This is a genomic window from Chlorogloea sp. CCALA 695 (genome assembly GCF_003003885.1).
In the GTDB taxonomy this organism is placed as follows: Bacteria; Cyanobacteriota; Cyanobacteriia; order Cyanobacteriales; family Chroococcidiopsidaceae; genus Aliterella.
This window is the reverse complement of sequence record NZ_PVWN01000035.1, coordinates 1-25,465: the sequence shown is the minus strand read 5'-3', so window position 1 is coordinate 25,465 and position 25,465 is coordinate 1. Positions and strand designations below refer to the sequence as shown.

Annotated in this window: 25 protein-coding genes; 11 read left to right on the top strand and 14 right to left on the bottom strand. The window is 41.9% G+C overall.

What is annotated here, in order from left to right:
* Positions 1-30: 30 nt before the first annotated feature.
* Entirely contained in the window at positions 31-669 is a 639-nt protein-coding gene (locus C7B70_RS16350) for a hypothetical protein (RefSeq protein ID WP_106370077.1), read from the top strand.
* Positions 670-1,302, top strand: a complete 633-nt coding sequence (locus C7B70_RS16345) for an RES family NAD+ phosphorylase (protein ID WP_106370076.1) — start codon at positions 670-672, stop codon at positions 1,300-1,302.
* A gap of 50 nt (positions 1,303-1,352) precedes the next feature.
* Here the strand turns inward: C7B70_RS16345 and C7B70_RS16340 are convergent, their stop codons facing one another.
* A complete protein-coding gene (locus tag C7B70_RS16340) occupies positions 1,353-1,886 on the bottom strand; it encodes an RES family NAD+ phosphorylase (protein WP_106370075.1) in 534 nt (177 codons plus the stop codon).
* Positions 1,886-2,236, bottom strand: coding sequence for a DNA-binding transcriptional regulator (locus tag C7B70_RS16335; RefSeq protein ID WP_106370074.1), 351 nt, complete (start codon positions 2,234-2,236; stop codon positions 1,886-1,888). The genes C7B70_RS16340 and C7B70_RS16335 overlap by 1 nt, the downstream gene beginning before the upstream one ends.
* A gap of 122 nt (positions 2,237-2,358) precedes the next feature.
* Between C7B70_RS16335 and C7B70_RS16330 the strand changes: the two genes are divergently transcribed.
* Both C7B70_RS16330 and secA read left to right on the top strand, forming a co-directional pair.
* Positions 2,359-2,895 (top strand): cytochrome C, encoded by a 537-nt coding sequence (locus C7B70_RS16330; RefSeq protein ID WP_106370073.1) that lies wholly within the window; start codon positions 2,359-2,361, stop codon positions 2,893-2,895.
* Between the two features lie 201 nt (positions 2,896-3,096).
* Entirely contained in the window at positions 3,097-5,898 is a 2,802-nt protein-coding gene (secA, locus tag C7B70_RS16325; protein ID WP_106370072.1) for a preprotein translocase subunit SecA, read from the top strand.
* 234 nt (positions 5,899-6,132) lie between these two features.
* Here the strand turns inward: secA and C7B70_RS16320 are convergent, their stop codons facing one another.
* A complete protein-coding gene (locus C7B70_RS16320) occupies positions 6,133-6,366 on the bottom strand; it encodes a Nif11-like leader peptide family natural product precursor (RefSeq protein WP_106370071.1) in 234 nt (77 codons plus the stop codon).
* A gap of 272 nt (positions 6,367-6,638) precedes the next feature.
* Between C7B70_RS16320 and dxr the strand changes: the two genes are divergently transcribed.
* Together dxr and C7B70_RS16310 are read left to right on the top strand one after the other, a co-directional pair.
* Positions 6,639-7,820 (top strand): 1-deoxy-D-xylulose-5-phosphate reductoisomerase, encoded by a 1,182-nt coding sequence (gene dxr / locus C7B70_RS16315; RefSeq protein WP_106370094.1) that lies wholly within the window; start codon positions 6,639-6,641, stop codon positions 7,818-7,820.
* 247 nt (positions 7,821-8,067) lie between these two features.
* A complete protein-coding gene (locus C7B70_RS16310) occupies positions 8,068-8,658 on the top strand; it encodes a DUF1997 domain-containing protein (RefSeq protein ID WP_106370070.1) in 591 nt (196 codons plus the stop codon).
* Here the strand turns inward: C7B70_RS16310 and C7B70_RS16305 are convergent.
* The 4 genes from C7B70_RS16305 to C7B70_RS16290 all read right to left on the bottom strand — a co-directional run bounded on the left by C7B70_RS16305 (position 8,616) and on the right by C7B70_RS16290 (position 14,976).
* Positions 8,616-9,281 (bottom strand): ribonuclease HII, encoded by a 666-nt coding sequence (locus C7B70_RS16305; protein WP_106370093.1) that lies wholly within the window; start codon positions 9,279-9,281, stop codon positions 8,616-8,618. The two genes, C7B70_RS16310 and C7B70_RS16305, sit on opposite strands and share 43 nt — an antisense overlap.
* 51 nt (positions 9,282-9,332) lie before the next feature.
* The gene (locus C7B70_RS16300) at positions 9,333-11,468 is read right to left on the bottom strand and encodes an Rne/Rng family ribonuclease (protein WP_106370069.1); all 2,136 of its coding nucleotides are present in this window, start codon (positions 11,466-11,468) and stop codon (positions 9,333-9,335) included.
* 526 nt (positions 11,469-11,994) lie between these two features.
* Positions 11,995-14,595 carry a TIGR03960 family B12-binding radical SAM protein gene (locus C7B70_RS16295; RefSeq protein WP_106370068.1) on the bottom strand — a complete coding sequence of 867 codons (2,601 nt, stop codon included), beginning with the start codon at positions 14,593-14,595 and terminating at the stop codon, positions 11,995-11,997.
* Positions 14,596-14,640: 45 nt separating this feature from the next.
* Entirely contained in the window at positions 14,641-14,976 is a 336-nt protein-coding gene (locus tag C7B70_RS16290) for an STAS domain-containing protein (protein ID WP_106370067.1), read from the bottom strand.
* Positions 14,977-15,656: 680 nt separating this feature from the next.
* Here C7B70_RS16290 and C7B70_RS16285 point away from each other — a divergent pair.
* On the top strand, positions 15,657-16,841 hold the full coding sequence (locus C7B70_RS16285) for a pyridoxal phosphate-dependent aminotransferase (protein WP_106370066.1): 1,185 nt from the start codon (positions 15,657-15,659) through the stop codon (positions 16,839-16,841).
* 141 nt (positions 16,842-16,982) lie between these two features.
* Here the strand turns inward: C7B70_RS16285 and C7B70_RS16280 are convergent, their stop codons facing one another.
* Entirely contained in the window at positions 16,983-17,402 is a 420-nt protein-coding gene (locus tag C7B70_RS16280) for a hypothetical protein (RefSeq protein ID WP_233220963.1), read from the bottom strand.
* A 142-nt stretch (positions 17,403-17,544) separates the two neighbouring features.
* Here C7B70_RS16280 and clpS point away from each other — a divergent pair, with 142 nt between their 5' ends.
* Together clpS and C7B70_RS16270 are read left to right on the top strand one after the other, a co-directional pair.
* Positions 17,545-17,826, top strand: a complete 282-nt coding sequence (gene clpS / locus C7B70_RS16275) for an ATP-dependent Clp protease adapter ClpS (protein ID WP_106370064.1) — start codon at positions 17,545-17,547, stop codon at positions 17,824-17,826.
* 2 nt (positions 17,827-17,828) lie between these two features.
* Positions 17,829-18,632 carry a CPBP family intramembrane glutamic endopeptidase gene (locus tag C7B70_RS16270; RefSeq protein WP_106370063.1) on the top strand — a complete coding sequence of 268 codons (804 nt, stop codon included), beginning with the start codon at positions 17,829-17,831 and terminating at the stop codon, positions 18,630-18,632.
* 33 nt (positions 18,633-18,665) lie between these two features.
* Here the strand turns inward: C7B70_RS16270 and C7B70_RS16265 are convergent, their stop codons facing one another.
* From C7B70_RS16265 to C7B70_RS16245, 5 genes are all read right to left on the bottom strand, one after another.
* Complete coding sequence (locus tag C7B70_RS16265; RefSeq protein WP_106370062.1) at positions 18,666-19,109, bottom strand: type II toxin-antitoxin system YhaV family toxin; 444 nt, start codon at positions 19,107-19,109, stop codon at positions 18,666-18,668.
* Complete coding sequence (locus tag C7B70_RS16260; protein WP_106370061.1) at positions 19,099-19,434, bottom strand: type II toxin-antitoxin system Phd/YefM family antitoxin; 336 nt, start codon at positions 19,432-19,434, stop codon at positions 19,099-19,101. Before C7B70_RS16260 ends, C7B70_RS16265 begins: the two co-directional genes overlap by 11 nt.
* 179 nt (positions 19,435-19,613) lie before the next feature.
* On the bottom strand, positions 19,614-20,240 hold the full coding sequence (locus tag C7B70_RS16255; protein ID WP_106370060.1) for a pentapeptide repeat-containing protein: 627 nt from the start codon (positions 20,238-20,240) through the stop codon (positions 19,614-19,616).
* Positions 20,230-21,582 carry a DICT sensory domain-containing protein gene (locus C7B70_RS16250; RefSeq protein WP_106370059.1) on the bottom strand — a complete coding sequence of 451 codons (1,353 nt, stop codon included), beginning with the start codon at positions 21,580-21,582 and terminating at the stop codon, positions 20,230-20,232. Before C7B70_RS16250 ends, C7B70_RS16255 begins: the two co-directional genes overlap by 11 nt.
* Before the next feature lie 39 nt (positions 21,583-21,621).
* The gene (locus C7B70_RS16245; RefSeq protein WP_106370058.1) at positions 21,622-23,190 is read right to left on the bottom strand and encodes a photosystem II high light acclimation radical SAM protein; all 1,569 of its coding nucleotides are present in this window, start codon (positions 23,188-23,190) and stop codon (positions 21,622-21,624) included.
* Positions 23,191-23,668: 478 nt separating this feature from the next.
* On the opposite strand from C7B70_RS16245, the gene C7B70_RS16240 reads away from it, so the two are divergent.
* Together C7B70_RS16240 and C7B70_RS16235 are read left to right on the top strand one after the other, a co-directional pair.
* Positions 23,669-24,028, top strand: coding sequence for a DUF1830 domain-containing protein (locus C7B70_RS16240; protein ID WP_106370057.1), 360 nt, complete (start codon positions 23,669-23,671; stop codon positions 24,026-24,028).
* A 166-nt stretch (positions 24,029-24,194) separates the two neighbouring features.
* Positions 24,195-24,629, top strand: a complete 435-nt coding sequence (locus C7B70_RS16235) for a DUF4079 domain-containing protein (RefSeq protein WP_106370056.1) — start codon at positions 24,195-24,197, stop codon at positions 24,627-24,629.
* Between the two features lie 6 nt (positions 24,630-24,635).
* Here C7B70_RS16235 and C7B70_RS16230 read toward each other — a convergent pair whose 3' ends face one another.
* Complete coding sequence (locus C7B70_RS16230; protein WP_106370055.1) at positions 24,636-25,211, bottom strand: Uma2 family endonuclease; 576 nt, start codon at positions 25,209-25,211, stop codon at positions 24,636-24,638.
* Between the last annotated feature and the right edge of the window lie 254 nt (positions 25,212-25,465).

Genomic DNA, 25,465 nt, shown 5'->3' with positions numbered 1-25,465 from the left:
TATTCACATCTCTTACAAAGAGGTTGGAGTATGACAGTTAAAGAGCGCAAAGATCGAATTAGAGCAAAACCTTCTGTAGATAAAGGAAAAGTTGATCGGCGACTTGCAGCAATGGAGGCTCTTGTAAGGCTAATTAAAGGTATAGCCGGAGAGCTTGATGATTTAGAAATTGAAACTATGGTTAAAGCGATAAACATGGTTTTGGATACCTCAGATGTCTCTGAGGAGGAATCAACGCTGGCACTCAAACTTACGGGGCGACAGTATAGCAATCAAGAAGCCGTAGTTTTAGAGATAACTTCTTTAATGAGATCCTTCGATAAAAGAAAGGAGTTACTGAAAGATTCTTTAACAGCTACTAAAGTCGCAGAGTTATTACGTACAACTCGCCAAACTCCTCATGATCGCATCAATAATAAATCACTCCTAGCCGTCAAAGATAATGGTGTATGGAAGTTTCCTTCATGGCAATTCAACTCGTCCGGCGCGGATGGAGTAATTGACGGCTTACCAGAGGTTTTAAAAGCTCTTGGAGGGTCAGAATTTACTAAGCTTAATTGGCTGACTTCACCGAATCCTTATTTAAATAGTCTCACTCCTGTAGAGGCTCTAAAGCAAGGTCAAAAAGCAAAGGTTCTTACAGAAGCGATCGCTTTGGGGGCTTGGTAGTTGGTAGAGATTGCGCCACCGCCTCCTAAAATACTACCTATTGAGCCTGCTTTATCTTCCATCGACAAAGGTGAGTGTCTTGCGAGGATATTCGATCCTACAAGACACAATACTAATGCTTTATCGTTTCGCTATTATGGTCCGCTAGAAAGGTTTGACCATCAACAATATTCTAGGGATGCGCCCTCAACTGATGAAAAACGAGGGATTTACTACGCAGGTTTTACATTATCTTGCTGTTTAGTAGAAGTTTTTGGAGACAAAAGAACTATAGAAGTTGGTAACTACTGCGTTGCATCAGTGCAGCTTAAGCGCCCTTTAAGTTTGCTCGATTTGTGTGGAACTCCAGCAATGGCAAATGGAACAGTTTATGCGCTTTCAGGCGTTTCAGAAAGAGATTTAAGCCAAGATTGGTCGCGCTACTTCTACGATAATTACAATATCTACACCAAAGTTGACGGGATTATTTATCACAATGCCCACAATGGAGACCTATCTCTGGCTTTGTATGAAAGAGCTAAAGATGCCTTAAGTTGTTCCCCTAGTGACGTGATGCCTTTAAACCATAAGACTTTGAGGACGGAGATTAGAAAAGTTGCTCAAGAAAATGGGTTGATTGTAGTTCCCTATTAATTGCCCAGTCGTCGGTAAAGTCTGGTACGGAAGATTTTATAAACTAAAACCTACGAATCTACTGCAAAATATCCATCCTCAACGCAACTAGGCAAAAACTCATAAGGATTTGTAGACAGCTTCTCCAGAAAAACTACCAGCACCCACTTATCAGGGCAATCTAAAAACACTACAGAAGGTACAAATATCGCCTCCACCTGAGTTGTGTGACGAATAAATCCAGCTATAGCTCTTGCGGTGTCTTTATTAAGAAAACAATTACGAGCATCTTGCAGTGATAGAACTTGCCAAACATTGCGATCGCATAAATCTATTGTAGAAGTAAGCTTGACTTCAAATCGATAAACTTTCCTTCTTTTTACCTTCTTAACTAATCCAACAGAGCGCTCAACTTGCAAGTGACGCGACCATTCTCCTAAAGCTACATCTTTTTCACTAGCTAAGTACAGCGTACTATCTCCCTGTATATTCCAGCGATTGTCTGTAGCCAAACCTGCACGACTGAAATCATAAATATCGTAATCTCCATCAGGAATGTGACGGACTCCATAACCTGACCACGATTTAATAAAAGGCTGAAGCACTAATAACCAAGCCCTTCATAATCTGCCGCTAATTGGGCAATTACTCGCTCGTGCTGATTAAGGCGAATTAAATCTAAAGCTGTATAACCGCCGAAAACTGCCATTGGAGTTGACAGAAACTCGTAAACTCCAGAAGGTGTATAAACCCTATGAGCTAAATCCGCTATCTCTTTGAGTTTTGCTAAGTATTGTTTAGCTTCCGCATTGGGTAGCGTCTCGCTTTTTTCCCAACGCCCCAAAGTTTTTGTACTAATGTGCAATAGATAGCTCATGCGTTCTTGCGACAATCCCAAGCTTTGCCGAATCTCTAAGGGATTTAATCTGTTGATATAAGCAGTTTTAGTTGTCATAACTGTTTTTTGCACTTACACAACTAAGTATACTTAAAATTAGTCTAGACACTTGTCTAGATATTAAGTGATTTCAGGTAATGGTAGTCTACAAATGCTAGTAGTCAGCAACACCTATAAGTATGAGAAATAAAATTAAATTAAAACGCCGCTCAAATCGTCAAACGCGATCACCTTTTTTCTTGCTATTACTAATTTTGCTATGGAGTTTAGCAATGGGTTGGGGACTTGCAACTATAACTAACGCCCAACCAGTCCCAACCGAGGAAATCGGCACAGTAGATGTAGTTCCAGAACGCTACCAGTTAGGACAAGAACTATATTTAGAAAACTGTGCTAGGTGTCATAGTGGTATACCCCCGGCGGTACTACCTACGCAAACCTGGCAAAGAGTAATCCAAGATTCCCAACACTACGGCGTAACTATTAAACCTTTAATTGATCCTGCGCGGTTAATAGTATGGCAATACTTACAAGTTTTTTCGCGATCGCAACTAAAGGAAGAAGAAATACCTTACAGAATCAGCGAATCTCGATACTTTAAAGCATTGCATCCCCAAGTAAAACTACCCCGTCCCCTAGAATTAAGTAGCTGTGCTGGCTGTCACATAGGCGCAAACGAGTACAATTTCCGCAAATTAAGTGCTGAATGGCAGTAATTACTACCAAAAGTAATCGCATCTCTCTACAGTCCTAGCTAGGGTCGAAATGATACGATTAATATAGTTTCATAATTTGGAATAAGTTAGCTTCTACATGGAGGAATGAAGTTCCAGCCAACGCCGCCTTAACACGCTTTACAACTTGCGAGTTTTGATAACTCCACACAAATAAACATATATTCTAAATATTTACCTACCATGCTAAAAACCTTGCTGGGCGACCCTAACGCTCGTAAGCTCAAAAAATTTCAACCAGCAGCTAAAGAAGTTAACCTTTTAGAAGAGGAGATTTCAATCCTTTCTGATGAGCAACTAACTGGTAAGACTGTTGAATTTAAACAACGCCTTGCTAAAGGTGAAAGTTTAGAAGATTTACTTCCTGAAGCTTTTGCCGTAGTTAGAGAAGCGGGAAAGCGCGTACTAGGATTGCGACATTTTGAGGTGCAAATATTAGGCGGAACTATTCTGCATAAAGGACAAATTGCGGAGATGAAAACCGGAGAAGGAAAAACATTAGTTTCTACCCTTCCCGCCTACCTAAATGCGCTTACAGGTAAAGGAGTTCATGTTGTCACCGTCAACGACTACCTAGCCCGCCGAGATGCCGAATGGATGGGACAAGTACACCGCTTTTTGGGATTGAGTGTTGGTTTAATTCAGCAAGGAATGGGCCCAGCCGAACGTAAAAAAAATTATGACTGCGATATCACCTATGTAACTAATAGCGAAGTAGGCTTTGACTACTTACGCGACAACATGGCGACATCAATAGTCGATGTCGTACAGCGTCCTTTGCACTATTGCGTAATTGACGAAGTAGACTCTATTCTCGTAGACGAAGCCCGGACACCCTTAATTATTTCTGGTCAAGTAGAACGTCCTACCGAAAAGTACGTCCAAGCCGCCCAAATAGCCGCAGTATTGAGGACAGGAGAAGACGAACATTATGAGGTAGATGAAAAAGCTCGTAATGTGCTGCTAACTGACGAAGGTTTCGCCGAAGCTGAAAGATTGCTAGAAGTTACCGACTTATTCAATCCTGAAGATCCTTGGGCGCACTACATTTTTAATGCTTTAAAAGCTAAAGAATTATTTATCGCCGATGTCAACTACATTGTCCGCAATGATGAAGTAGTAATTGTTGATGAATTTACTGGGCGAGTATTACCGGGAAGGCGTTGGAGTGACGGACTCCACCAGGCAATTGAAGCCAAAGAAGGGGTAGAAATTCAACCAGAAACACAAACTTTAGCAACAATTACTTATCAAAATCTGTTTTTGCTTTACGATAAATTAGCCGGAATGACTGGAACGGCGAAGACAGAGGAATCAGAATTTGAAAAAATTTATAAATTAGAAGTAACCATTGTTCCCACCAATAGACCCCGCAGCCGTCAAGACTTGTCGGATGTGGTATTTAAAAGTGAAGATGGAAAATGGAATGCGATCGCCCAAGAATGCGCCCAAATGCACGAAATGGGTCGTCCGGTACTTGTCGGGACAACTAGCGTCGAAAAATCTGAGTATCTCAGCACGTTATTAAATCAGTTAGAAATTCCCTACAACTTACTCAACGCCAGACCCGAAAACGTCGAACGAGAATCAGAAATTATCGCCCAAGCTGGACGTAAAGGCGCATTAACGATCGCAACTAACATGGCGGGTAGAGGTACAGACATTATTCTGGGTGGAAACTCTGAATACATGGCGCGGTTGAAGTTAAGAGAATACTTTATGCCCCGCATTGTTGTACCAGACGATGAAGATATTTTTGGTATAACTCAAGCTTCGGGATTGCCTGCAAGCAGTAGTGGTGGCGGTCAAGGTTTTGTCCCAGGCAAAAAAGTCAAAACTTGGAAAGCATCTCCGCAAATTTTCCCCACTCAGCTATCTCAAGAAACTGAGCAACTACTTAAGCAAGCTGTAGAATTTGCCGTACAGCACTACGGAGAGCGGAGTATGCCTGAATTAGAGGCAGAGGACTTAGTTGCAGTAGCGGCAGAAAAAGCACCTACTCAAGACCCCGTAATTGGGCGCTTACGAGCAGCTTATAAACAAATCAAGCAAGAGTACGAACAGTTTACTGATACCGAACACCAAGAGGTAATTCAACTAGGCGGTTTGCACGTAATTGGTACTGAACGTCACGAATCGCGGCGGATTGACAACCAGTTGCGCGGACGGGCGGGAAGACAAGGCGACCCTGGTTCTACACGCTTTTTTCTTAGCTTACAAGATAGCTTATTGCGGATTTTTGGAGGTGATCGCGTTGGCAAGCTAATGGATATGTTCAGGGTTGAAGAAGATATGCCTATTGAGTCGGGAATGCTTACCCGCAGCTTAGAAGGCGCTCAGAAAAAGGTAGAAACTTATTACTACGACATCCGCAAACAGGTGTTTGAGTACGATGAAGTCATGAACAACCAGCGTCGCGCTATTTACGCCGAACGTCGCCGAGTTTTGGAAGGACAAGACTTGAAAGAGCAAGTAATCAAGTATGCCGAAAAAACGATGGATGACATTGTTGATTACTACATTAACCCCGATTTACCTTCAGAAGATTGGGACTTAGCTAACCTAGTCGGCAAAATTCAAGAATTTGTTTACTTGTTGGCAGATTTGGAACCAAATCAGCTAGAGGATTTATCGGTAAACGAAATCAAAACTTTCTTGCATGAGCAAGTTAGAATTGCCTACGACCTCAAAGAGTCTCAAGTTGACCAAGTTCAGCCGGGACTAATGCGCCAAGCCGAGCGATTTTTTATTTTGCAGCAAATTGATACTCTTTGGCGCGAACACTTGCAACAAATGGATGCCTTGCGTGAGTCTGTTGGGTTACGTGGCTACGGTCAAAAAGACCCCCTAGTTGAATACAAGAGCGAAGGTTACGAACTGTTCCTAGATATGATGACGAATATTTACCGCAACGTCGTCTACTCGTTGTTCCAGTTCCAGCCCCAAATGCAGCCCAGTGTAGAAACATCTTCGGAATTGGTGTAGATACGATCCCCCTAACCCACGGCAATAAAGCGGTCAGGTGCAGCTACACCGCTTTTTGCCTCCCCTTAAAAAGGGGGAAAAATAAAGAGCGTTGCTGATTGAATGTATAAATTTTGTGTAGAGACGTTGCAATGCAACGTCTCTTTTTAAGGCGTTTGGGAGTTTGTTTTGCGTAAGTCCCATCTACTCAAAAAGAGATCGCATAATTTAAATTATGCGATCTCTTTTAATAACCTACCTTGGGGTTAAATGTCGTCTAGGTGATATACCTGGATTAATCACCGATGCCATTTCTTCATGAGACAAATTAGAAATCGCCGCGTCTAAGTCCGCCAGCGTGAATTGATAACCACGCCCTTCGGCAATCTGCAAAAATGTTTCTGGATCGTCAATTGCTTTAAGTTTTGCCTTTAATCCTTGGTCTTGCTGTACGGACTTAAAAAATCGAGCAGCGTTTTCTTGTGTCATTGCAGTACAACTCCTGATTTATTTGCGATCGTTAATTCACTAGCTTTAAATTCCTAGGAACTCTCACACTCTTAATATCAAGCCAGTTACTTGCGATTCTAACGCCTTAAGCCACTAACTTCATCAAATCTTGACATAAATTAAAGTATTTGTATGCTATTAGACTTGCAAATAAATCAATTATGTGCAATGAGTAGGGTCAATCTATCCATATCACTATCTAAAGAGTCCGAAGAATTTTATAGTAGTAGTTGCTGCAAGCGGATAACATTGTGAAAGCGATTACTTTATTAGGTTCTACTGGCTCTATCGGGACTCAAACATTAGATATTGTGGCTCAAAATCCGGATTTATTCGAGATTGTGGGTTTGGCTGCGGGGCGAAATGTAGAAATGTTGGCGGCGCAGATTAAGCAATTTCGCCCAAAAATAGTTGCGATTTGCGATGAGACAAAGTTACCAGAATTGAAAAGTGCGATCGCATCTTTCGACTATAAACCCATCCTTCTAGCTACCGAAGCGGGAGTAATTGAAGTTGCTCGTTACGGCGAAGCCCAAACTGTAGTTACAGGTATAGTTGGCTGTGCAGGTTTGTTACCGACTATTGCAGCAATTGAAGCGGGAAAAGATATAGCTTTAGCCAACAAAGAAACATTAATTGCTGGTGCGCCTGTAGTTTTACCTTTAGTAAAAAAACATGGTGTGAAACTATTACCCGCAGATTCCGAGCATTCAGCTATATTTCAATGCCTCCAAGCCGTCCCCGAAGGTGGATTGCGGCGAATTATCCTGACGGCATCTGGAGGCGCTTTTCGAGATTTGCCTGTAGAGAAACTAGCTACAGTAAAGGTTGCTGACGCGCTCAAACATCCCAATTGGTCAATGGGACGGAAAATTACTATCGACTCCGCTACATTAATGAATAAAGGGTTAGAAGTAATTGAAGCTCATTTTCTGTTTGGTTTAGACTACGATCGCATTGAAATTGTTATTCATCCCCAAAGTATTATTCACTCGCTGATTGAATTGCTTGATACATCGGTTTTAGCTCAGTTGGGTTGGGCAGATATGCGTTTACCGTTGCTTTACGCTTTATCTTACCCCGATCGCATTCATACTGATTGGGAACCGTTAGATTTAGTTAAAGCTGGTAATTTGACCTTCAAAGCCCCCGATCATCACAAATACCCATGTATGCAGTTAGCTTACGCCGCCGGGAGAGCGGGGGGTTCAATGCCTGCGGTGTTAAATGCCGCCAACGAGCAAGCCGTAGCCTTATTTTTAGATGAAAAAATTGAATTTTTAGATATTCCTAGATGTATCGAGCGAGTATGCGAAGTCTTTGATGTTGATAATCGCCCCGATCCTTCTCTAGACGACATTATCGCCGCCGACACATGGGCAAGACAAGAAGTATTAGCAGCAAGTAAATTAATTAAAGGTGCGATCGCTTAATTTCGATTTTTTAGGCAAAAAAACCTACTTATGCCTTAGTAATAGTAATGCTAAGAAAAATTGGGCTGCCAAACAAGGCAAAATTGAGTTAATGAATCTCTCCTAAGATATTGAACTTTGTTAATTTTCCTTTTATGCTGAGAAGCAATATCAACACAATTTTTAATCAATAAATAATTATTGGTAGAAATTGGGATTAATTTCTTAAAAAAACCTAAAATAAGTTAACAAGCCTTTATATCTACTTATGCCTACTCGGTTTACTGCCTCTTTGTGCGTGGAAATTGTAGTTCCAGAACAGCCTGTAGCAATTCATCATTATTTGCGCCAACCTCAACGCTTAGTTTCTACTCTTGTTGAGCCTAGTCGGATAGAAACATTAGGAGCAGACCATTATCGGCTCAAAATGCGTCCCTTAAGTTTTATGATGCTGAGTATTCAGCCAACGGTAGACCTCAAAGTTTGGGCGACAGCTAACGGAACTATTCATTTACAGTCTGTAGGTTGCGAGATTAGAGGAGTTGAGTATATCAACCAGCGTTTTAATTTGGACTTACAAGGATACCTATCGCCGGAGCAAATCAACGGCGAAACTCGGCTTAGAGGTAAGGCGGATTTGAAGGTAGAGGTTGAATTGCCCATGCCTTTATCAATGATGCCTAGCTCGTTAGTAGAAGCAACAGGTAACGGTTTACTTAAAAGTGTTTTATTAACAATTAAGCAGCGATTGCTACATCAACTTTTAGCTGACTACCGAAATTGGGTAAACGCCCAAGTCGAGCAAGCTGACACACATCAAGCGCCGCTTTTGCCCCCCAATGCCGCCCCTTCTACCTGACACGGACGAAAAGACCTCCGATGCAAGGGTGAGGCTCCGTACTCTTTAAGGGCTTGGAGATGACGTGCTGTACCGTAACCTTTATTTGCGGCTAGATCGTATATAGGATACTTTTTAGCCAATTGAGTTATCAAGTCATCTCGCCAAACTTTGGCAACAATACTCGCTGAGGCAATAACTATAGACTTTTCATCTCCTTTAACTAAGGTTTGCTGAGGAATTGATAAGTCTTTGATAGCATGATTGCCGTCAACTAAGCACAATTGCGGCTTTACCTTTAGCTTGAGTACCGCCCGTTTCATCGCTAATAGGGAGGCTTGTAAAATATTGATTTGGTCAATTTCGGCGCTAGAAGCTGAATCAACACCCCAAGCTAAAGCACAGTTACAAATTTTCTTGGCTAATTCTTCTCGACGGTAAGCAGATAATTGTTTGCTATCTCTAATTTTTGCCTCCACAAGTTCTGATAAAACAGAGGTAGGCAATATGACGGCGGCGGCTACCACTGGGCCAAATAAAGCCCCTCTACCTACTTCATCTACACCAGCAACAACTAAACTTTCTCCATCTAAGCTAAGGGCGAGCTCCGTATCAAATTCTAACCCGATAAATGCTCGTTTCATAATTTTCATAAAATAGCTGCTAGCACTTGGGTAACAGCTATTTGCTTCTAGCTATTCTGTAGCTGAAGAACGGCGACGGCGGCGACGGGGTGGTTCTTCTACTAGAGGTTCTGTGCTGACAGTCTCCTCTACCGAATTATTAACGTCTTCCTGTATCGGGTAATCCTCCACTGCTTCTATAGTGGGAATTTGGGCAATTTCTGGAGCAATGATCGCAGGTTCTAAGCTGGGTGTAATTGGTAGAACTAACTGCTCTATGCGATCGCTATCTGATTCAATCACTACTTCTGGTGCTAAGATATCTGTTGCGTCCTGGGTTTCAACCACCGCAGATTTTACCGTTTGTCCTGGCAAAATAACGTTAATGATCGCACTTTTGGAGTTTTTTACTTGACGATTTAATAGCACCAAGGGCGACACTCCCATGAGTGCATAAATATCTTGCTGTTCTGGACTCATTTCTACAGTCACAATTTCCGGCGGTGTAACGATAGGTTTGATTGGCTCTGGTTTTACAGGCTTAGTGCGCTCGGCTCTTTCAATCCAACTAACTTTACTTGTAATAGACGTTGTTTCAGGATCGCTTTGAGCTTCTTCTTGCTCCTCAATGTCTATTTCTGGTTCGATATCGTTAACCAAATTTAAACTATTTTCTTGGGCTTCCTCTGCTTCAATCCGACTATTGCGACGGCGGTGAGTACGGCGATCGCTTTCATTATCTTCTTGAAAGCTAGAGCGATCGCTAATATTAACTACAGAAGGGCGCTCGCTGCTGGTGAAAGCTTCGGCGGTATCTAGATAATTTTCTCTTGGTTCTGGTAGCTTGGGGGTAGGTGTGCGAAACTCCCGATTTGTTGCCGGGATGACTATAGGCGATCTCTCTGGAATTTCAGCTAAAGATATTCTTTCTCTAATTGGAGTTGTAACTACTTCCTTTTCTCGATTGTCGGCTTCTCCTGGTAAATGTTCTATATGCCCTAAGCCGCCACAAGTTGGACAGGTGCTACCAAACAATTCGTAGATGTTTTGTCCTTGGCGCTTGCGGGTAAGTTCGACTAAACCTAATTCTGATAACTGGGCTATTTGGGGTCTTGCTTTATCAGCTTTGAGCGCTTTATTAAAGTGTTCTAATACTTGGAGTTGGTCTTTTTGGGAGTCCATGTCGATAAAATCAACAATAATTACTCCTGCTATATTCCGCATCCGCAGTTGTCTAGCTATTTCTGTCGCCGCTTCGCAGTTTGTCCATAGTACGGTTTCTCTAGCGGTAGCCGAGCGCGTAAACGAGCCAGAATTGACATCAACCACCGTCAAAGCTTCGGTAGGTTCAATAATCACATAACCCCCCGAAGGCAAGTCTACTCGTGGCTTCAGGGCTTCTTTAATTGCGGCAGTGATGCGGAAGTATTCTAATATGGAGGTGCGATCGCGGTGATGATCGATTAGCAACCCTTGGGGAACACTCCCACCACTCCAATTAACTAAAGCCTGCTTGACTCTTTTTAAGCCTAGATTGGAATCTACTACAATCCGGTTGACATCTGCGCCATACATATCCCTGAGTACGCGCTGAATAAAATCATCGTCGCGTTTTAGTAAAGCTGGCGCTCGTGTCGATTGCGCTTCTTGTTGAATTGTCTCCCACTGCTTGAGCAATATTTCTAAGTCTTCAATAATTGCTTCCTCTGGCTTTCCCTCCGCTTCGGTACGCACTAACATACCCATTCCCGACGGTTTGATGAGGATTGCTAAAGCTCTTAAACGGTTGCGTTCGTTCTCAGTTCTAATTCTCCTTGAAAGGTTTACACCGCGATTAAAGGGCATTAATACGACATAACGACCGGGGAGCGTAATATTTCCAGTCAGCCTTGGGCCTTTATTTCCCGTTGGCTCTTTCATTACTTGAACTAATACTTTTTGCTGGGGAGCTAATAGTTCTGTAATTGCTCCTGCTGTCCGCTTGAGTCGTAATGGCCCTAAATCGGTAACATGAATAAATCCATTTCGCTCCGAGTCGCCAATATTGACAAAAGCCGCATCTATCCCCGGCAATACATTTTCTACTACTCCTAAATAAACATCACTAATTTGATGATGACCAGTAGCTACTACAAGTTCTTGAATTTGATCTTCGCTAAAAACCGCAGCTATGTGGTGCTGTTCGGCGATAATAATTTGTTTTGGCATTCAATTTCCTCAAATTTAGCAGCGATGTTTCATAGCCGTGAAGATTGTCTCGCTTTCACAAGCCTGAATATTGATGCTGCTGATAATTGCAATTGGAATTTAACTAGGGGTTTAGGTCAAAGGCAAATAACACATTAGTGCTAACTACCTTTGAAGTGGGGGCTTATTGCACAACAGTTGCTTACCATAGTAAACAACGGGCATTGAGCATCTGTAATTAATCTTTATGCAGTATCCTGGCTTTTAGGAGTCAGCAATACAATCTTCAAGACCTTTAAAAAAGTTAACGGCACTCAATAGCGATCGCCAAGCTACTCAAAAGCAACAAATAACAGAGAATTTTCAGTTCGCCTTAACTTTTATGCAAAAGAGTTGTTGGAACTGTTCTGCAATTATTTTTGCTTCCGCCCCGATTGCTCCCAATGAGCTACAGCAGAAAATTGAGCGCTAAAAATTGCTATAGATACAAGTTTAGCCTAAGCAGGGCAAAAATCAATTAAGAAAGTAGTACGAAGGATATTTTTCTCTAATTTTCTATCACAAGGCGATCGCGGTGGATGTGCAGTAAAGAAAATTCTTGCTTTGCTACTTGCTCCAGCATAAATATTACGTGTTCTGGTTTTAGTTGCGTACCGTCATTTTGACAAACCCCTGTATAACGTAATACGTCGGGAGTTGTGGAAACTAAAGCTAGATCCAGTAAGCGACTTCGCAAATTAATCGTCTGAAGTTTCCCAGATTTGGTAGTATGTTCTAACCAAATAGCATCAGTAGTTTTAATTGCTTCTATCCATTGCTGCCATTGACTTGGGTTTGTACTTGTTACTGTTAGCAAATACTCCGCTTGGGTTAGTAATTTTGCTGAAGACGGTGCTTTTAAATCGACTTCGGCTATTTTATAAATTGGTAAATTCGCTGGCAACTGTTGGCTGATTTTTTGTTTAAACTCCTCTAAATCAACACTTTGAGTTAGTTCAAAGTCGATAACTTCGCCACTGCTAGTTACTCCCAATGGTAATGCCATAGCGATCGCCATGCGGGGGCTGGGGTGAAAGCCGCCACTAAAAGAAATTGGTAGCGATGCTCGTCTTAATACGCGATCAAATAAGCGCAGCAAATCTAAGTGACTAATTAAAGCTAAATCTCCTAACTTGCCAAACCACAATCGCACTCGTTGCAATCTATCGGTATTTGGGACAAAATCCCCGGCAAATTCGGGAATAGGTAGAGCATCTACAACTACATTGTGACCAAAATCTACGCTACAAACGCCACAATGAGAGCATTCATCAAAAGAGCAATCTGGTACGATAGCGGCGGCTAATGCTTTTTCTAAATCTGCTTTTAGCCACTCTTTACTAATTCCGGTATTAATATGATCCCAAGGTAAGCGCCGATCTAAATTAGTTTGAGGTGTCGCCGCGTCTTCTTCTTTTTGACGATATTTCCATCCTAAACCCGACTCAGTGATCGCTCTTTCCCACGCCCCAAAAGCCTTATCGACACTTTCAAACCATGAATCCATCCCTGCGCCCAATTCCCAAGCACGACGAATTACAGGCGCAAGACGGCGATCGCCTCTACCAACAAAATCCTCCATCGCCGATATCCGCACGTCGGTAAAATTTGCCTTCAAATTTCTGATTGAGCGAAATTCGCACCTTAATAGCCATTTTTTATGCTCAAACTCCGCATCTGTCACGCAATGCCATTGAAACGGCGTATGGGGTTTTGGCGTAAAGTTAGAAATTGTCAAATTAATGCTTAAAGCCTTTCTACCGCCCCCAGAGCGGCGCTGCGATGATGATTTATCATCCCCCGTTACTTCTTTTCTTTCTATATTTCGACATTCTTGTTGCAACCACCGCACCGTCTCCGCAATGCCCAATACATCCTCATCAGTTTCGCCAGGTAAGCCGATCATAAAATACAGCTTAATTTTGTCCCAGCCTTGCTCTACAGCCGTTTTTACACCCCGGAGCAATTCTTCGTTAGTTAAGCCTTTATTAACAACATCCCGCAGCCTTTGAGTACCAGCTTCGGGGGCAAAAGTCAGTCCACCTTTCCTAGTACCGCCTAAGATATTGGCAATATTTTCATCAAATCTGTCTACTCTTTGACTCGGTAAAGATAAGGATATATTTTCATCTTTAAGGCGATTTTTTATTTCTACCCCAACGGCGGGTAAAGCTAAATAATCTGAGCAACTGAGCGATAGCAAGGAAAATTCGTTATATCCCGTAGCCCGCATTCCTTCTTCAATTGCTTCTATTACTTGCTCTGGTTCTACATCTCGTGCCGGACGGGTGAGCATTCCTGGCTGACAGAAACGACAACCGCGAGTACAACCGCGTCTAATTTCTACGGTAAGGCGATCGTGTACTGTTTCGACATAAGGTACTAAACCAATCGAATAAGCAGGCATAGGAGTTGCTACACGCCGCAAAATTCTTTCGGGGACATCGGGGCGGAGGGGATGCACTGAGCCATCTTCAGCCATTTTATAAAACTGTGGCACGTACACGCCTGGTACTTGTGCTAATTCAAGCAGTAATTCAACTCTACTTAAATTTGTTAACTTACCTTGCTCTAAGACTAAGCCAATTTCTGGTAATAATTCTTCCCCATCACCCAAGGCAATAAAGTCAAAAAAATCTGCGTAGGGTTCGGGGTTTGAAGTTGCGGTTTGTCCACCTGCAAAGATTAACGGATAAGAGCTTTGCTGTCTTTCTTGCCACGTCAGGGGAATTTCCGCCAAATCCAACATCTCTAGAATGTTGGTTGCGCCTAGTTCGTAGCTCAAACTAAAACCTAAAATGTCAAACTTAGTTAGATATTCCTTGGACTCTACCGCAAATAAAGGCGTACCAGTTTCGCGTAACTTTGCTGATAAATCGGGCGCGGGTAGATAAGCGCGATCGCACAGTTGACGCGGTTGAGCATTTAAAATGCTGTATAAGATAATATGCCCAAGGTTGGACGCTCCGACTTCGTACACTTCTGGGTACGTCAGCACCCAACGCACTACGGCTTTATCCCAATCTTTATGAACTGATCCCAACTCGTTACCTAAATAACGAGCAGGTTTGAGAATCCCATCGGTTAATAATTCTTTAACTGCAACCACTTTGGCTAATTTCAGCTATTTAGCTTTACCTTAGCATTAGTTAATTTAGGAACAAGCTTTTTTAAAGGCGGTAGTGTTTTCAAATATCTCAAATACTCTGTCTAACTGGGTTAGTTCAAAAATAATCTGAATAGCTGGCGATACACCACACAAGCTAAAACGCGAACCTAAAGACTGAGCTAACTTAAGACTTGAAACCAATGCCATCAAACCCGCACTATCTAATGATTCTACTTGCTCTAAGTTTACCAGTACGCTAGAACCCTTATCTTGCAAGACTGCTTTCGTCATTTCTTGCTGAAAATCTCCGGCGTTCGACGCATTTACAGCACCATGAGGGCAAATAACTGTAATTTCCGGATAGGCAATTGTCGTTGACATTATTTTTTATTTAGTGGGTTTACTACTTGATTAGATAAGTTCTATTTCACCAAAAGCAATCGATCTTAGTATCGACCAGTAGTTGGAGTTTTTTCCTTCTACTTACTGCTATAGTTTATCTAATTTTACATAAGTTAAAAGTGTGGAATTATACAAAACTTTTTCATAGGTCTATAAGTGATATGAATGTGGTAAACCATAGGTTTTAAAAGCTTACAGCACTGAAAATTTTCTGTTTAAATCTATCTTTAGAGGTAAACCAACAATCCGTGTAGGTTATAAAGAATACATAAATCGGACAGTTTATTTAAAGTTTCTCCACCTATTTTTATTTTCAATTATGTTTGTAGACTTAGTCTATAGTGGCTTGTTTGAGCTATTCAAGTAAACGAAGTAATGTTAGTAGGTTTTTGACAAAAGATACATGATATAAGGAAAAGACAAGTCTATCTAAAGATAGATGTATGAACTGCTTTTAGTTGTGGTGGGCTTAATATAAGCGATCGCCCAGAAACTTAAACCCCAAAGCGAGCAAGGCGTAAATTGTGGTATTGTGCTTCCACTGGTTAGTAGCCATCAGCTATAACCCGTCAGCCTTTGAAGAAACAAAGTAAGCCAAAACTGATGCTTATTTATACCAAAAGCTTGTATTTTTTATAGTAATTTGTTGCTAAATCGCCATGCAGTTCGCTAAACGCTTAGAAAAAATACCTCCTTATTTATTTGCTGAAATAGACCGTAAACGCGACGAAATGGTTTCCAAAGGAGTAGATATTATTAATATGGGAGTAGGAGATCCAGATAAACCTACTCCACAACCCATTGTCCAAGCGATGCACGAGGCAATTGATGACTCTAGTACGCACAACTATCCTCCCTACCAAGGAACAAAAGAATTTAGAGAAGCGGTAGTAAAATGGATGGAACGGCGGTTTAAGGTTACAGGATTAGATCCAAATACCGAAGTTGTGTCATCTATTGGTTCTAAAGAAGCAATCCACAATACATTTTTGGCTTTTGTAGAACCTGGAGACTATACATTAATTCCTGATCCTGGCTATCCGGTGTATCGCACTTCAACAATTTTTGCTGGCGGCGATTTTTATCGGATGCCATTATTACCATCCGCCAAGTTTTTACCAGATTTAGCCGCAATTCCCGAAGAAATAGCCCGTAAAGCTAAGTTGTTGTGGATAAATTACCCCAATAATCCTACAGGGGGATTGGCTACACTAGAATTTTTTGAACAGTTGGTAGCTTATTGCAAAAAATACGATATATTGCTATGTCACGATCACGCCTACTCAGAGATGGCTTACGATGGCTACAAGCCCCCTAGCGTCTTACAAGTACCTGGGGCAAAGGATATAGCAATTGAGTTTCATAGCTTGTCTAAATCCTATAATATGACAGGCTGGCGAGTGGGGTTTGTCGTGGGTTCTAGTCACGGGATTAAAGGTTTAGGACAAGTAAAGACAAATGTAGACTCTGGGGTATTTAAGGCTGTACAAAAAGCCGCGATCGCAGCTTACTCTACTACAGAAGCCGAATTGCAAGCGGTGATGTCAGTTTACCAAAAGCGGCGTGATATCATTGTCCAAGGATTGCAGAGTTTAGGCTGGGATATTGAAGCGCCTAAAGCTACGTTGTATGTATGGGCTAAAGTTCCCCAAGGATATACTTCTACAGATTTTGTAACTTTGTTATTAGACAAGTGCGGGATTATTGTCCCCCCTGGTAATGGCTACGGCGAGTCAGGAGAGGGCTTTTTCCGCATTGCTCTTACTGTACCCGATGAGCGGATGCACGAGGCAATTAAGCGCATGAAAGATGCGGGGATTCGTTACTCGGAAGAGGTGGTTTAAAATAGATATCCTCCCTAACCCACGACAATAAAGCGGGAAGCATAGCTACACCGCTTTTTGTCTCCCCTTGAAAAAGGGGGAAAATATCTGAAAATTCTTTTTGAGATTGGTCAAAAAGGGGGGGAATATTTGGAGTTTTTTTTAGGACTGGTCAACGGAAGATAGTTTATTGTGTTGAGATTCGTTTTTTTGTGATTGCCAAAGCTGTTGTACAAAAGAGTTTAGCTGTTGGCGGGCATGAGCGCTTGACTGTAGCGGCGGTGCTGAGGTAAATATATTAGCTAAAAAGGGTAAAATTTCTGTGTCTAAGGCAGGGCGAAAAGAAGCTAAAGACCAAAGCAAGTCGATTGTTGAGCGCAAGTCTATAACGGATTGATCCCCGGTGGAATGTTGTATTAGAAGTAAAGGACGCACCCAGCAAACTTGACGCGATTCTACAACTTGGATAACTTCGGCATATAAACAAGCAGTAAGATGTTCTAAACAAACAATTTGTAACGGTTGAAAATTAGTTTTAGAGTTCATCTTTAATTCTTCCTCGTAGTGACAGGCTTGGGTCACTTGCTTTATTCTAGATTTTTCTGCCTTTATTTACGGTGCGATCGCCCATTGCTATAGATACGCTATAAAATAAGTTAATGAGTGTTGAGCTACAGCTTGACAACTATTTAGTTGTAATTAAGTAACAAAAGAGTAGAAACCTGTGTCTGTTGAAACCATACTAAAGCCTTCAACTGTCCGTAAAATAGCGCCTCGGTATCGCGTTTTATTGCATAACGACGACTTTAATAGCATGGAATTCGTAGTAAAAGTCTTAATGGAGACTGTAAGCAGCATTACTCAGCCTCAAGCAGTCAGTATTATGATGGAAGCTCATAGTAATGGCATTGCTTTGGTTATTACTTGCGCTCAAGAACACGCGGAGTTTTACTGTGAAACTATGAATAATCACGGTTTACAAAGCACCATTGAGCCAGACGAGTAAGGTTGAAGCAAATTAACATTGTTGCGATCGCCTCTTACCCAGCCCCGCTAAGGTTGGGTATATTTGTACTAGGGTTACTGCTGTTATGGTTGCCCTTTGCTTTACCTATCTACGCTTATGTAGGCGATCGCAATTTGGCTAGTATCTTGACAATTGTGTTATTGTATGCTGAGTTTATTTTACTGCTGAAACTGTGGGGAAAGTACGTTTATCGTCAACCTCAACTATTGCGTTATTACGGGTTAGTAGGCAGCAGGGCTAATGGTAAAGAGTTATTAGTAGGGTTGGGAATTGGCTTAATAACAGTTTTGAGCTTGTTTAGTTTAGAAGGATTGTTAGGTTGGTTGCATTGGCAGCAAGGGATACAAGTAAAAATAGTTTTAGAAGGATTGTTAGTTGCGATCGCAACTGGTTTTGCAGAAGAATTATTATTTCGCGGTTGGCTGCTCGATGAATTACAGCGCGATTACGCAAAAGCGGCAATTTGGGTAAATGCTTCAATATTTGCCTGCTTGCATTTTATTAAACCCCTATCAGAAATGATACGCACAGCGCCGCAATTTCCCGGTTTATTGTTATTGGGATTAATGCTAGTTTTGGCAAAACGCCGTTGTCAAAACCGCTTAGGCTTATCGATTGGCATTCATGGCGGTTTAATTTGGGGCTACTATATTATCAACGTCGGTCAATTGATTAAGTATTCTGGGCAAGTCCCCGACTGGGTTACAGGAGTTAATCAAAATCCCTTAGCTGGATTAGTAGGGATAGGCTTTTTAAGTATTATGGCTGGGATAATTAGGAAGTAGCGCATCTCACCATCAATGATACATCTGCTTCAGTTAATCTTCGTCGCTCAACAGTAGCAACTCGTCAAGGGACTCTGGATAGTCGCCTCGCTCAACCATTTTGGTAAATGCTCTATAGCAATCGTTTTTATCTCCAGCTTTACGGGGGTAGCCTAGCCAGAGAATGAAGATTGCTTTGTGATTTGGAGTTTGCAAAGCACGAAAGAAAAGGCGGTAGCGCTTAGGCAATCCCATTTTTTTGACTCGCCCGTACTTCTTGAGTGGACCAGATAAAGCAAAATATTCAGCGAAAGGGTCTTCAGGAATTCTTTCTTTGATGGAAACCATAATCGCTGTGTAAAGTTTTACCTGGCTGTGACTCAAGTAGTCTTCAGAAGGCAAAGTCTGTTTCAAGTGGCGAACTTCTGCTTGTAAATCACGGCGTTGTTTGCCAAATAGCCGTTTAATGAAGTAAATCTGCCACTCATTACGAATCAAGCACCACTCCTGCCATCAATTCATCATCTTCAGATGCCATAGCTTCTGTGTAACTTTCCAATTCCTCAGAATTTTGTAAAGCCTTATCCATTAGCAAATCTAGAAACAGCGAGAGCATAAGTTCATCTTTTTCTTGCTTAAGTTTAAGCAACGCAGAGCCACTAGCATCTTCAAAAGCTTCTAGGCGATTAATATCTTCAAGACTAACTATTACTGCTACTGGCTTTCCATGTCGCTCAAGCATTACTCGCTCTTGACCATAACCTACACGGTTAACTAAATCTGACAGATTATCACGAGCTTCACTAAGATTAGTTCTAATCATATGATTACTTTTTATGCTTTGAATAGGGCGCAACGGTTGCGGGATAAAGTTTCCTTCAGAAGGTACAAATTGTACAATTTACCTACTTCTCATATATATCATGTATGTAAGAACTTCGCCTATATATCCTTTGATATTGCGAAGCTCGCCGAACGAGGCTTTGTCTCGGCATTCGCGAATTAAGCTACCGTCCCCACTAAACAAGCGCCTGTAAAATTGACTCCAGCTAAATTAGTTCCTTCCAACTCCGCACACAACAAATTTGCTCCGGTTAAATTTGCCCCGGATAAATTAGCATTGCGTAAATCAGCTTCTTCTAAATTGGCTTCTTGGAGTAACGCCCCTTGCAAATCTGCCCCACTGAGATTTGCTCCATGTAAGTTTGCCCCACTAAGGTTGACTCCGCGCAAATCTGCGCCCCGAAAGTCTACACCTTGCAAGTTGACACTCATTAAGTTTGCACCACTTAAAAAAGCTCCCGCAAACGATGCTTGCGATAATTTCGCTCCCATCAAATTTGCACCTCTTAAGTTGCTACCGCGCAAATCTGCACCACTCAAATCTGCTTGCATCAAATTTGCGCCTAACAAATTTGCCCTCAAGTCGGCTCCTAAAAACTGACTTCCCAGTAAATTTGCTCCGTCTAAACGCGCTCTTTCTAGTTTTGAACCAGAAAAATTGACCCCAACTAAATTTGCCCCAGCGAAGTTTATCCCTGTTAGGTCCAAATTAGAGAAATCTTCGTCCTCTAAATTAGCCCCTGGTAAATGTACAACTTTTCCTTTACGGATGGCTTCAATATCCACTGCTTTTTACTCTCTTATCATTGAAATTTGGCACATCCGTACCTTGAGCATCAATTAACCACATCCCAGCGCTGATTTTTGGTAAAACGACGGGTAAATTTAAACCTTGTTGCAGTCCCATCACTAACAGTTCTAAAGTATCTACAAGCTTTGGCTCCCAATGTTCTCCTTGCTTGGCTCTAAACTCTGCTAATACCTGCATTAGTACCGAATCGCCGCTATGGTGCGCTGCTTGTAAGTCGGTGACGCGCTTTTGAAAAGCGGTAACTAAGCCTAAAATCCTTGATTCTAAAGGAATTTCCTCACCTGCGTAGCCGCCTGGTTGTCCTGTACCGTTCCACAATTCGTTTTGATGGGTGATAATACGAGCGATCGCACTCATCCGGGGCATTGTCCGCAATATCTGCGCGGCGGGCATTAAAGGGCAACTAGGCGCTTCTCCATACTCAACGCTCACTGTACAAGGTGCGACCCTATGCAGCAATCCTGCAAGACGCAAGCGTTTTAGCTGCCAAGCTGGTAAATCCATCATTTGCCCGACAGTCTCAGCTAAAGCAGCTACTTCGGCGGTGGTCATTTGGTTATTGGTATCGGCATTATCTATTAGTTGCGCTAAACGTAAAAATGCCTGAAGTTCGTTAGAAACTAAGTTGTTATCTAGAGCTTGTTGGTGCTTCCCTGTACTATCAGCTTCACTGGTCTGTAAATAATCAACGACGCAGGAAACAATCGAGCCTAAGTCCTCTTGTTCTGTATTTGGCGCGGCGGCGACTATTTCTTTTACTTGGTTAGTTAGTTTTTGAGCGAGTTCGGGGTTGTAAGTTTGCATATGCGCGATCGCAATTTCCACCGTTTCTTGCACCAATACAGGCTCAAATGTCCAAAAACCATAGAATTTTCGTTCTAAATCTGTAGCTGGTTTTCCGGCTGTACCGTAGTCTGCCTCAGATAATTCTTGACACAGTACCATTGCTGTATAGCTAGAACCCAAAATCATTAAGTGCCATTCTTGCGCTACAGGGTCACTGGGGTCTATTCCTAATACATCTACATTTGCTAACTGGCTTGTAGGATGTTCAGTAAATCCCGCGTCGGGAGCCGCCATTATTGCTACTTGCCGGGATTTTTGAGCTAATTCGTTGTATCTATCTGCTTCTTGGAGATACCATTTGCCCCGTTGAAAAGCTGTAATTACTAAGGGAGGCTCACTACAGCTTAAAATACAATCTTCTAAAGCGTGACACAAAGCAACTAGAGTGTTTTTGTAGTAGACCCCAAAATTCAGGGGTCTTTTTTCAGCGTGGGCTACTGCTAACTTTTGTAAAATTGAACCTTGTAACATATTGGGAATTTATTAAACGAACCGCCGAGAACAAAAAATTTATGATGCTGTAACTAGCTGTTTATCATTAGCTATCGGAGCGCTGAGAGCTTCTTCTAGCTCGGATTTGCCTAGTTTAGCTTCTAGTATATTCATAACTTCGCGTCCGAAGTCATTCGGGTTTTGCCTCCATGCTTGCAAGCAAACTTCACCAAAGAACGATCCTAATGGTTCGGGATTCCACAAGAGTTTTTTGGCTGTCCAAGGCATTAAGCTCATAGGATCGTACCCTGGCTCAAGTACACCTTTTTTAAGGGCGTAGTCTTCTAAATGAGTATGGGGTTGAAGTCCAATAAAGAATATTGCTGGCTCTACTTTATCCGCACCAAAGATTTTTTCTAATTCTCGGTGATAAGCTATTGTTTGGCGGATGGTTTCGGGACGCTCATCAATAACGTTAAAAGAGTAATTAACAGATACTAAATCGTTGAAGCCTGCGGTTTTCAGATCGCGGCAGTTTTCTAAAACTGTCCGTAGATTATAGCCCATCCGCATTTTACGCACTAGCTCTTGAGAACCGCTAGTAATACCGATTTCAAAGTAATTCATCCCGGTTTTAGCCATCAATTCGCATAGCTGGGGGGTTAAGTTGTCGGCGCGAATGTAAGCCGCCCAGTGAATATCATTCATGCCAGAATCGACAATTTTTTGGAGCAATTCTACCGCATCATCTATGTAACGTCTAGCCGGGATAAATTGCGCGTCTGTAAACCAAAAATTGCGAATACCGCGATCGTATAATTGCCGCATCTCGGCGACAACTTCATCGGCGGGGTTAATGCGTACTTGTTTGCCTTCAACTACAGTATAAACGCAGTAACAACAGTTATGAGGACAGCCACGCTTGGTTTGTACACCGATGTAAAAGTCTGACGATTGCAAATAGTATTGAAATTCTGTCCAGATACTTTCTATATAGTCGTAATTGCAGGCAGTCTTCTCTATAGGGGTGGGTTGTTCGTGAATTAGGCGATCGCGTGGTTTGTCTTCTCCTACTACATAGCACCTTTCGCTTTTTAAGTCTTCCCCTTTAATTAGCTTTTCTAACAGCGTTTCCCCTTCACCTACCGATACAATTGTTCCCTTGGGCAATTTGTTACCCAACTGTTCGTAAAATACGCTAATTGCACCGCCACCAACTACCGCACGAGCTTCTTTATGATACTTTCGAGCGCGTTTTAATCCTCTGGAAATTAAGCCTTGATTGCGCCACAGTTCGGTATAGTAAGAAGCTGCAAGTCTTAATCCGCCAAAAGCTCCTCGTAATTTAATTAAAGGATTGCTGGCATAATAAAATTCAAAGGCGTTTTGTAAGGGATTTCCGCCGCGTCCTCCCACTGGTGCGTAGATTTGAATATCTCGCCACGAAAATACTAATAACGTTGGCTGAAACTCATCTACACACTCATCTAGAGCCGTATTAAAATCCAGTGGTGGCACAACTCCCAAGTCAAAAATACGCTGCTGGACTTCGGGAAATTGCTTATGTACGCCATCGGCTAAATAAACAACCCCAATCGGAAAGATAGGATTGCACGGAAGGCGAACGTAGAGAATGCGGTTTTCCATTGTGGTTTTTAACTTCTATCTAGTCCTAGTTTCCATTTTCAGCCAGCAGCACACTCTTTTTCAGACAGATTGCCTTTTTGCCAAATGTTTCTCTGCTGGTTTACAGATTTAATTTATACTTTCACTTCTGTAAGCTCATGAAACATCACTTACTTACAGGTTTTCTGAATTTTATTCATATAACTTTACGATAACATCTACTTTACTCAGGCGAGAGGGAATTTTGTTTAAATTTTTCTAAGAATTTGCTAAAAAACAAACTTTTTCTTCACCACTTAACACCGATACTTTAATTCGTCAATTACCTATAGATAAATTTGCAGAAGCTTAATATAATATTTATATTCTGTCTCTCTACCTTAAGAAGTAGATTACCAAATATGAGGTAGTTGGTAGTAGAGGTTACAGTCGATGGGGATCGCGAGTGTTAGCTTAAAAAGGTAATTTTAAGAAGCGGCGTATAAGCTAGTTAGCAGTTATGGCTCAAATAATCGATCCCATACCATCAGATGAATCAAATCGGATTGTCTGCTGCTACGTGAATGCTACAAGCAAGATCCAAATAGCTCGTAGTTCTAATACAGGAAATTGGTATTTTGAGCGGGTAGTTTTTCCTGGACAACGGTTAGTATTTGAAGCGCCATCCCAAGCAGTATTAGAGATTCATACAGGCATGATGGCAAGTTCGATTTTATCAGATAATATTCCGTGCGATCGCTTGGCGATGGACGAAGAAGACAGCAGCGCTTTTATCCAACAATTAAATGGGCAAGCTACAGAAGCCGCCAATGAAGGTTTAGCTACTGCAAAACATGAGAATTTAACTACCGTTTCTTAAAAATTACCTAAAATGAGAAACTTTATTCCATTACTTGCGGGTTGCTAGAGTTAGCTGCCCGTTTGTTAAATTTAAAACCTGCTTTTAGATAATTTAAAAAATTGAAAAGTGAGGTAACGTAGCTATTAGAGTACATTACGCTTAAGTTTTAATTGGGTTATTAAGGTTGAACCTACCTTCGTTTATTTGGTTGTGGAAAATAGCCGCTTGGGCAATGGGCTTTTCTGTTTTGGCTTATTTGCTATTAGCGGTGACAGGGGTTTGGATGTTTAGGACTAGAACCAAGTCTATAGCTCAACCTAGTTGGTTAAAGTTTTTGCACTACATACTCGGTGCTAGTTTAGTTGGTTTAGTTTTACTACTCCTGGCGATTGGAATTGTAGGGACTTTAGGGCATTTTGGCTCTCTAGGTCATTCGTCCCATTATGTAGCGGGGTTAGTAGTTGTGGCGCTAGTGTTGCTATCTGGCGCAAGTGCGACTTTGATTCATGTCAAGCCTTGGGCATGGAGTTTGCACATTGGCACAAATATTACTTTACTTGCTGGGCTAGTTTGGGTATCGGTAACGGGTTGGAGTGTAGTACAGAAATATTTGCCTTAGAAAAAACTAATCTAAAATTCCTGTCAACTCCAGCACAAATCCCGGTAATATATCCTCTCCTGATAAGCTTAAGGGCGACTTTAGCACCTCTACATTTTGCCCTAACCGATAAATTTCTACTTGCTGATTTTGCGGATCGATAAGCCAACATAAACGCACACCACAATCAAGATATTCTTGCATTTTTCGTTGTGTCGCCCGTAATCCATCGGTTGCAGAGCGCAACTCTACAGCAAAATCGGGAGCCATAGGCATAAATCTCGTTGGATCTGGGTTTAACGCTTCTAAGCGCTCTCGGCTAATCCAGGAAGCATCAGGAGAGCGGTTTGCACCATTAAGAAGCTTGTATCCTGTAGAAGAATCAAAAGCTATTCCTGTCCCATTAATGTCTGTCCAATTACCTAAACGGGCGGTTAGTCTTGCATTCCGGCTTCCGCTTCCCCATCCTGCAGGAGGCATAATAATTAGTTCTCCCTGTGCTGTGCGTTCAATTCGCAACTCTTGATTGTTTTGACACAGTTGGAAAAACTGCTCGTCGGTTAGCTCAATTGTGGGACTTAAGTTGAGGATAAGGGCAGTCATATTATAGTGAAGTGCGATCGCATTAGTCGTAAGGTAGCACCAAAATTTACTTTGCTAGGGCGCATATCCACAAAATTTCAAGCAGCACAAAAATAATTTACGAGTGTAGTAATTAGTTGTTTCTAAATGGGAATACTAAAATCAAACCTTGTTGGAAGCCGCCTTAATAATGACTACGAGTGCGATTCGTTGGTTAGTGAATCACGGTAAACAGTCCGTACATAACTAACCCAGCCAAGACTACCAAGTCTAGC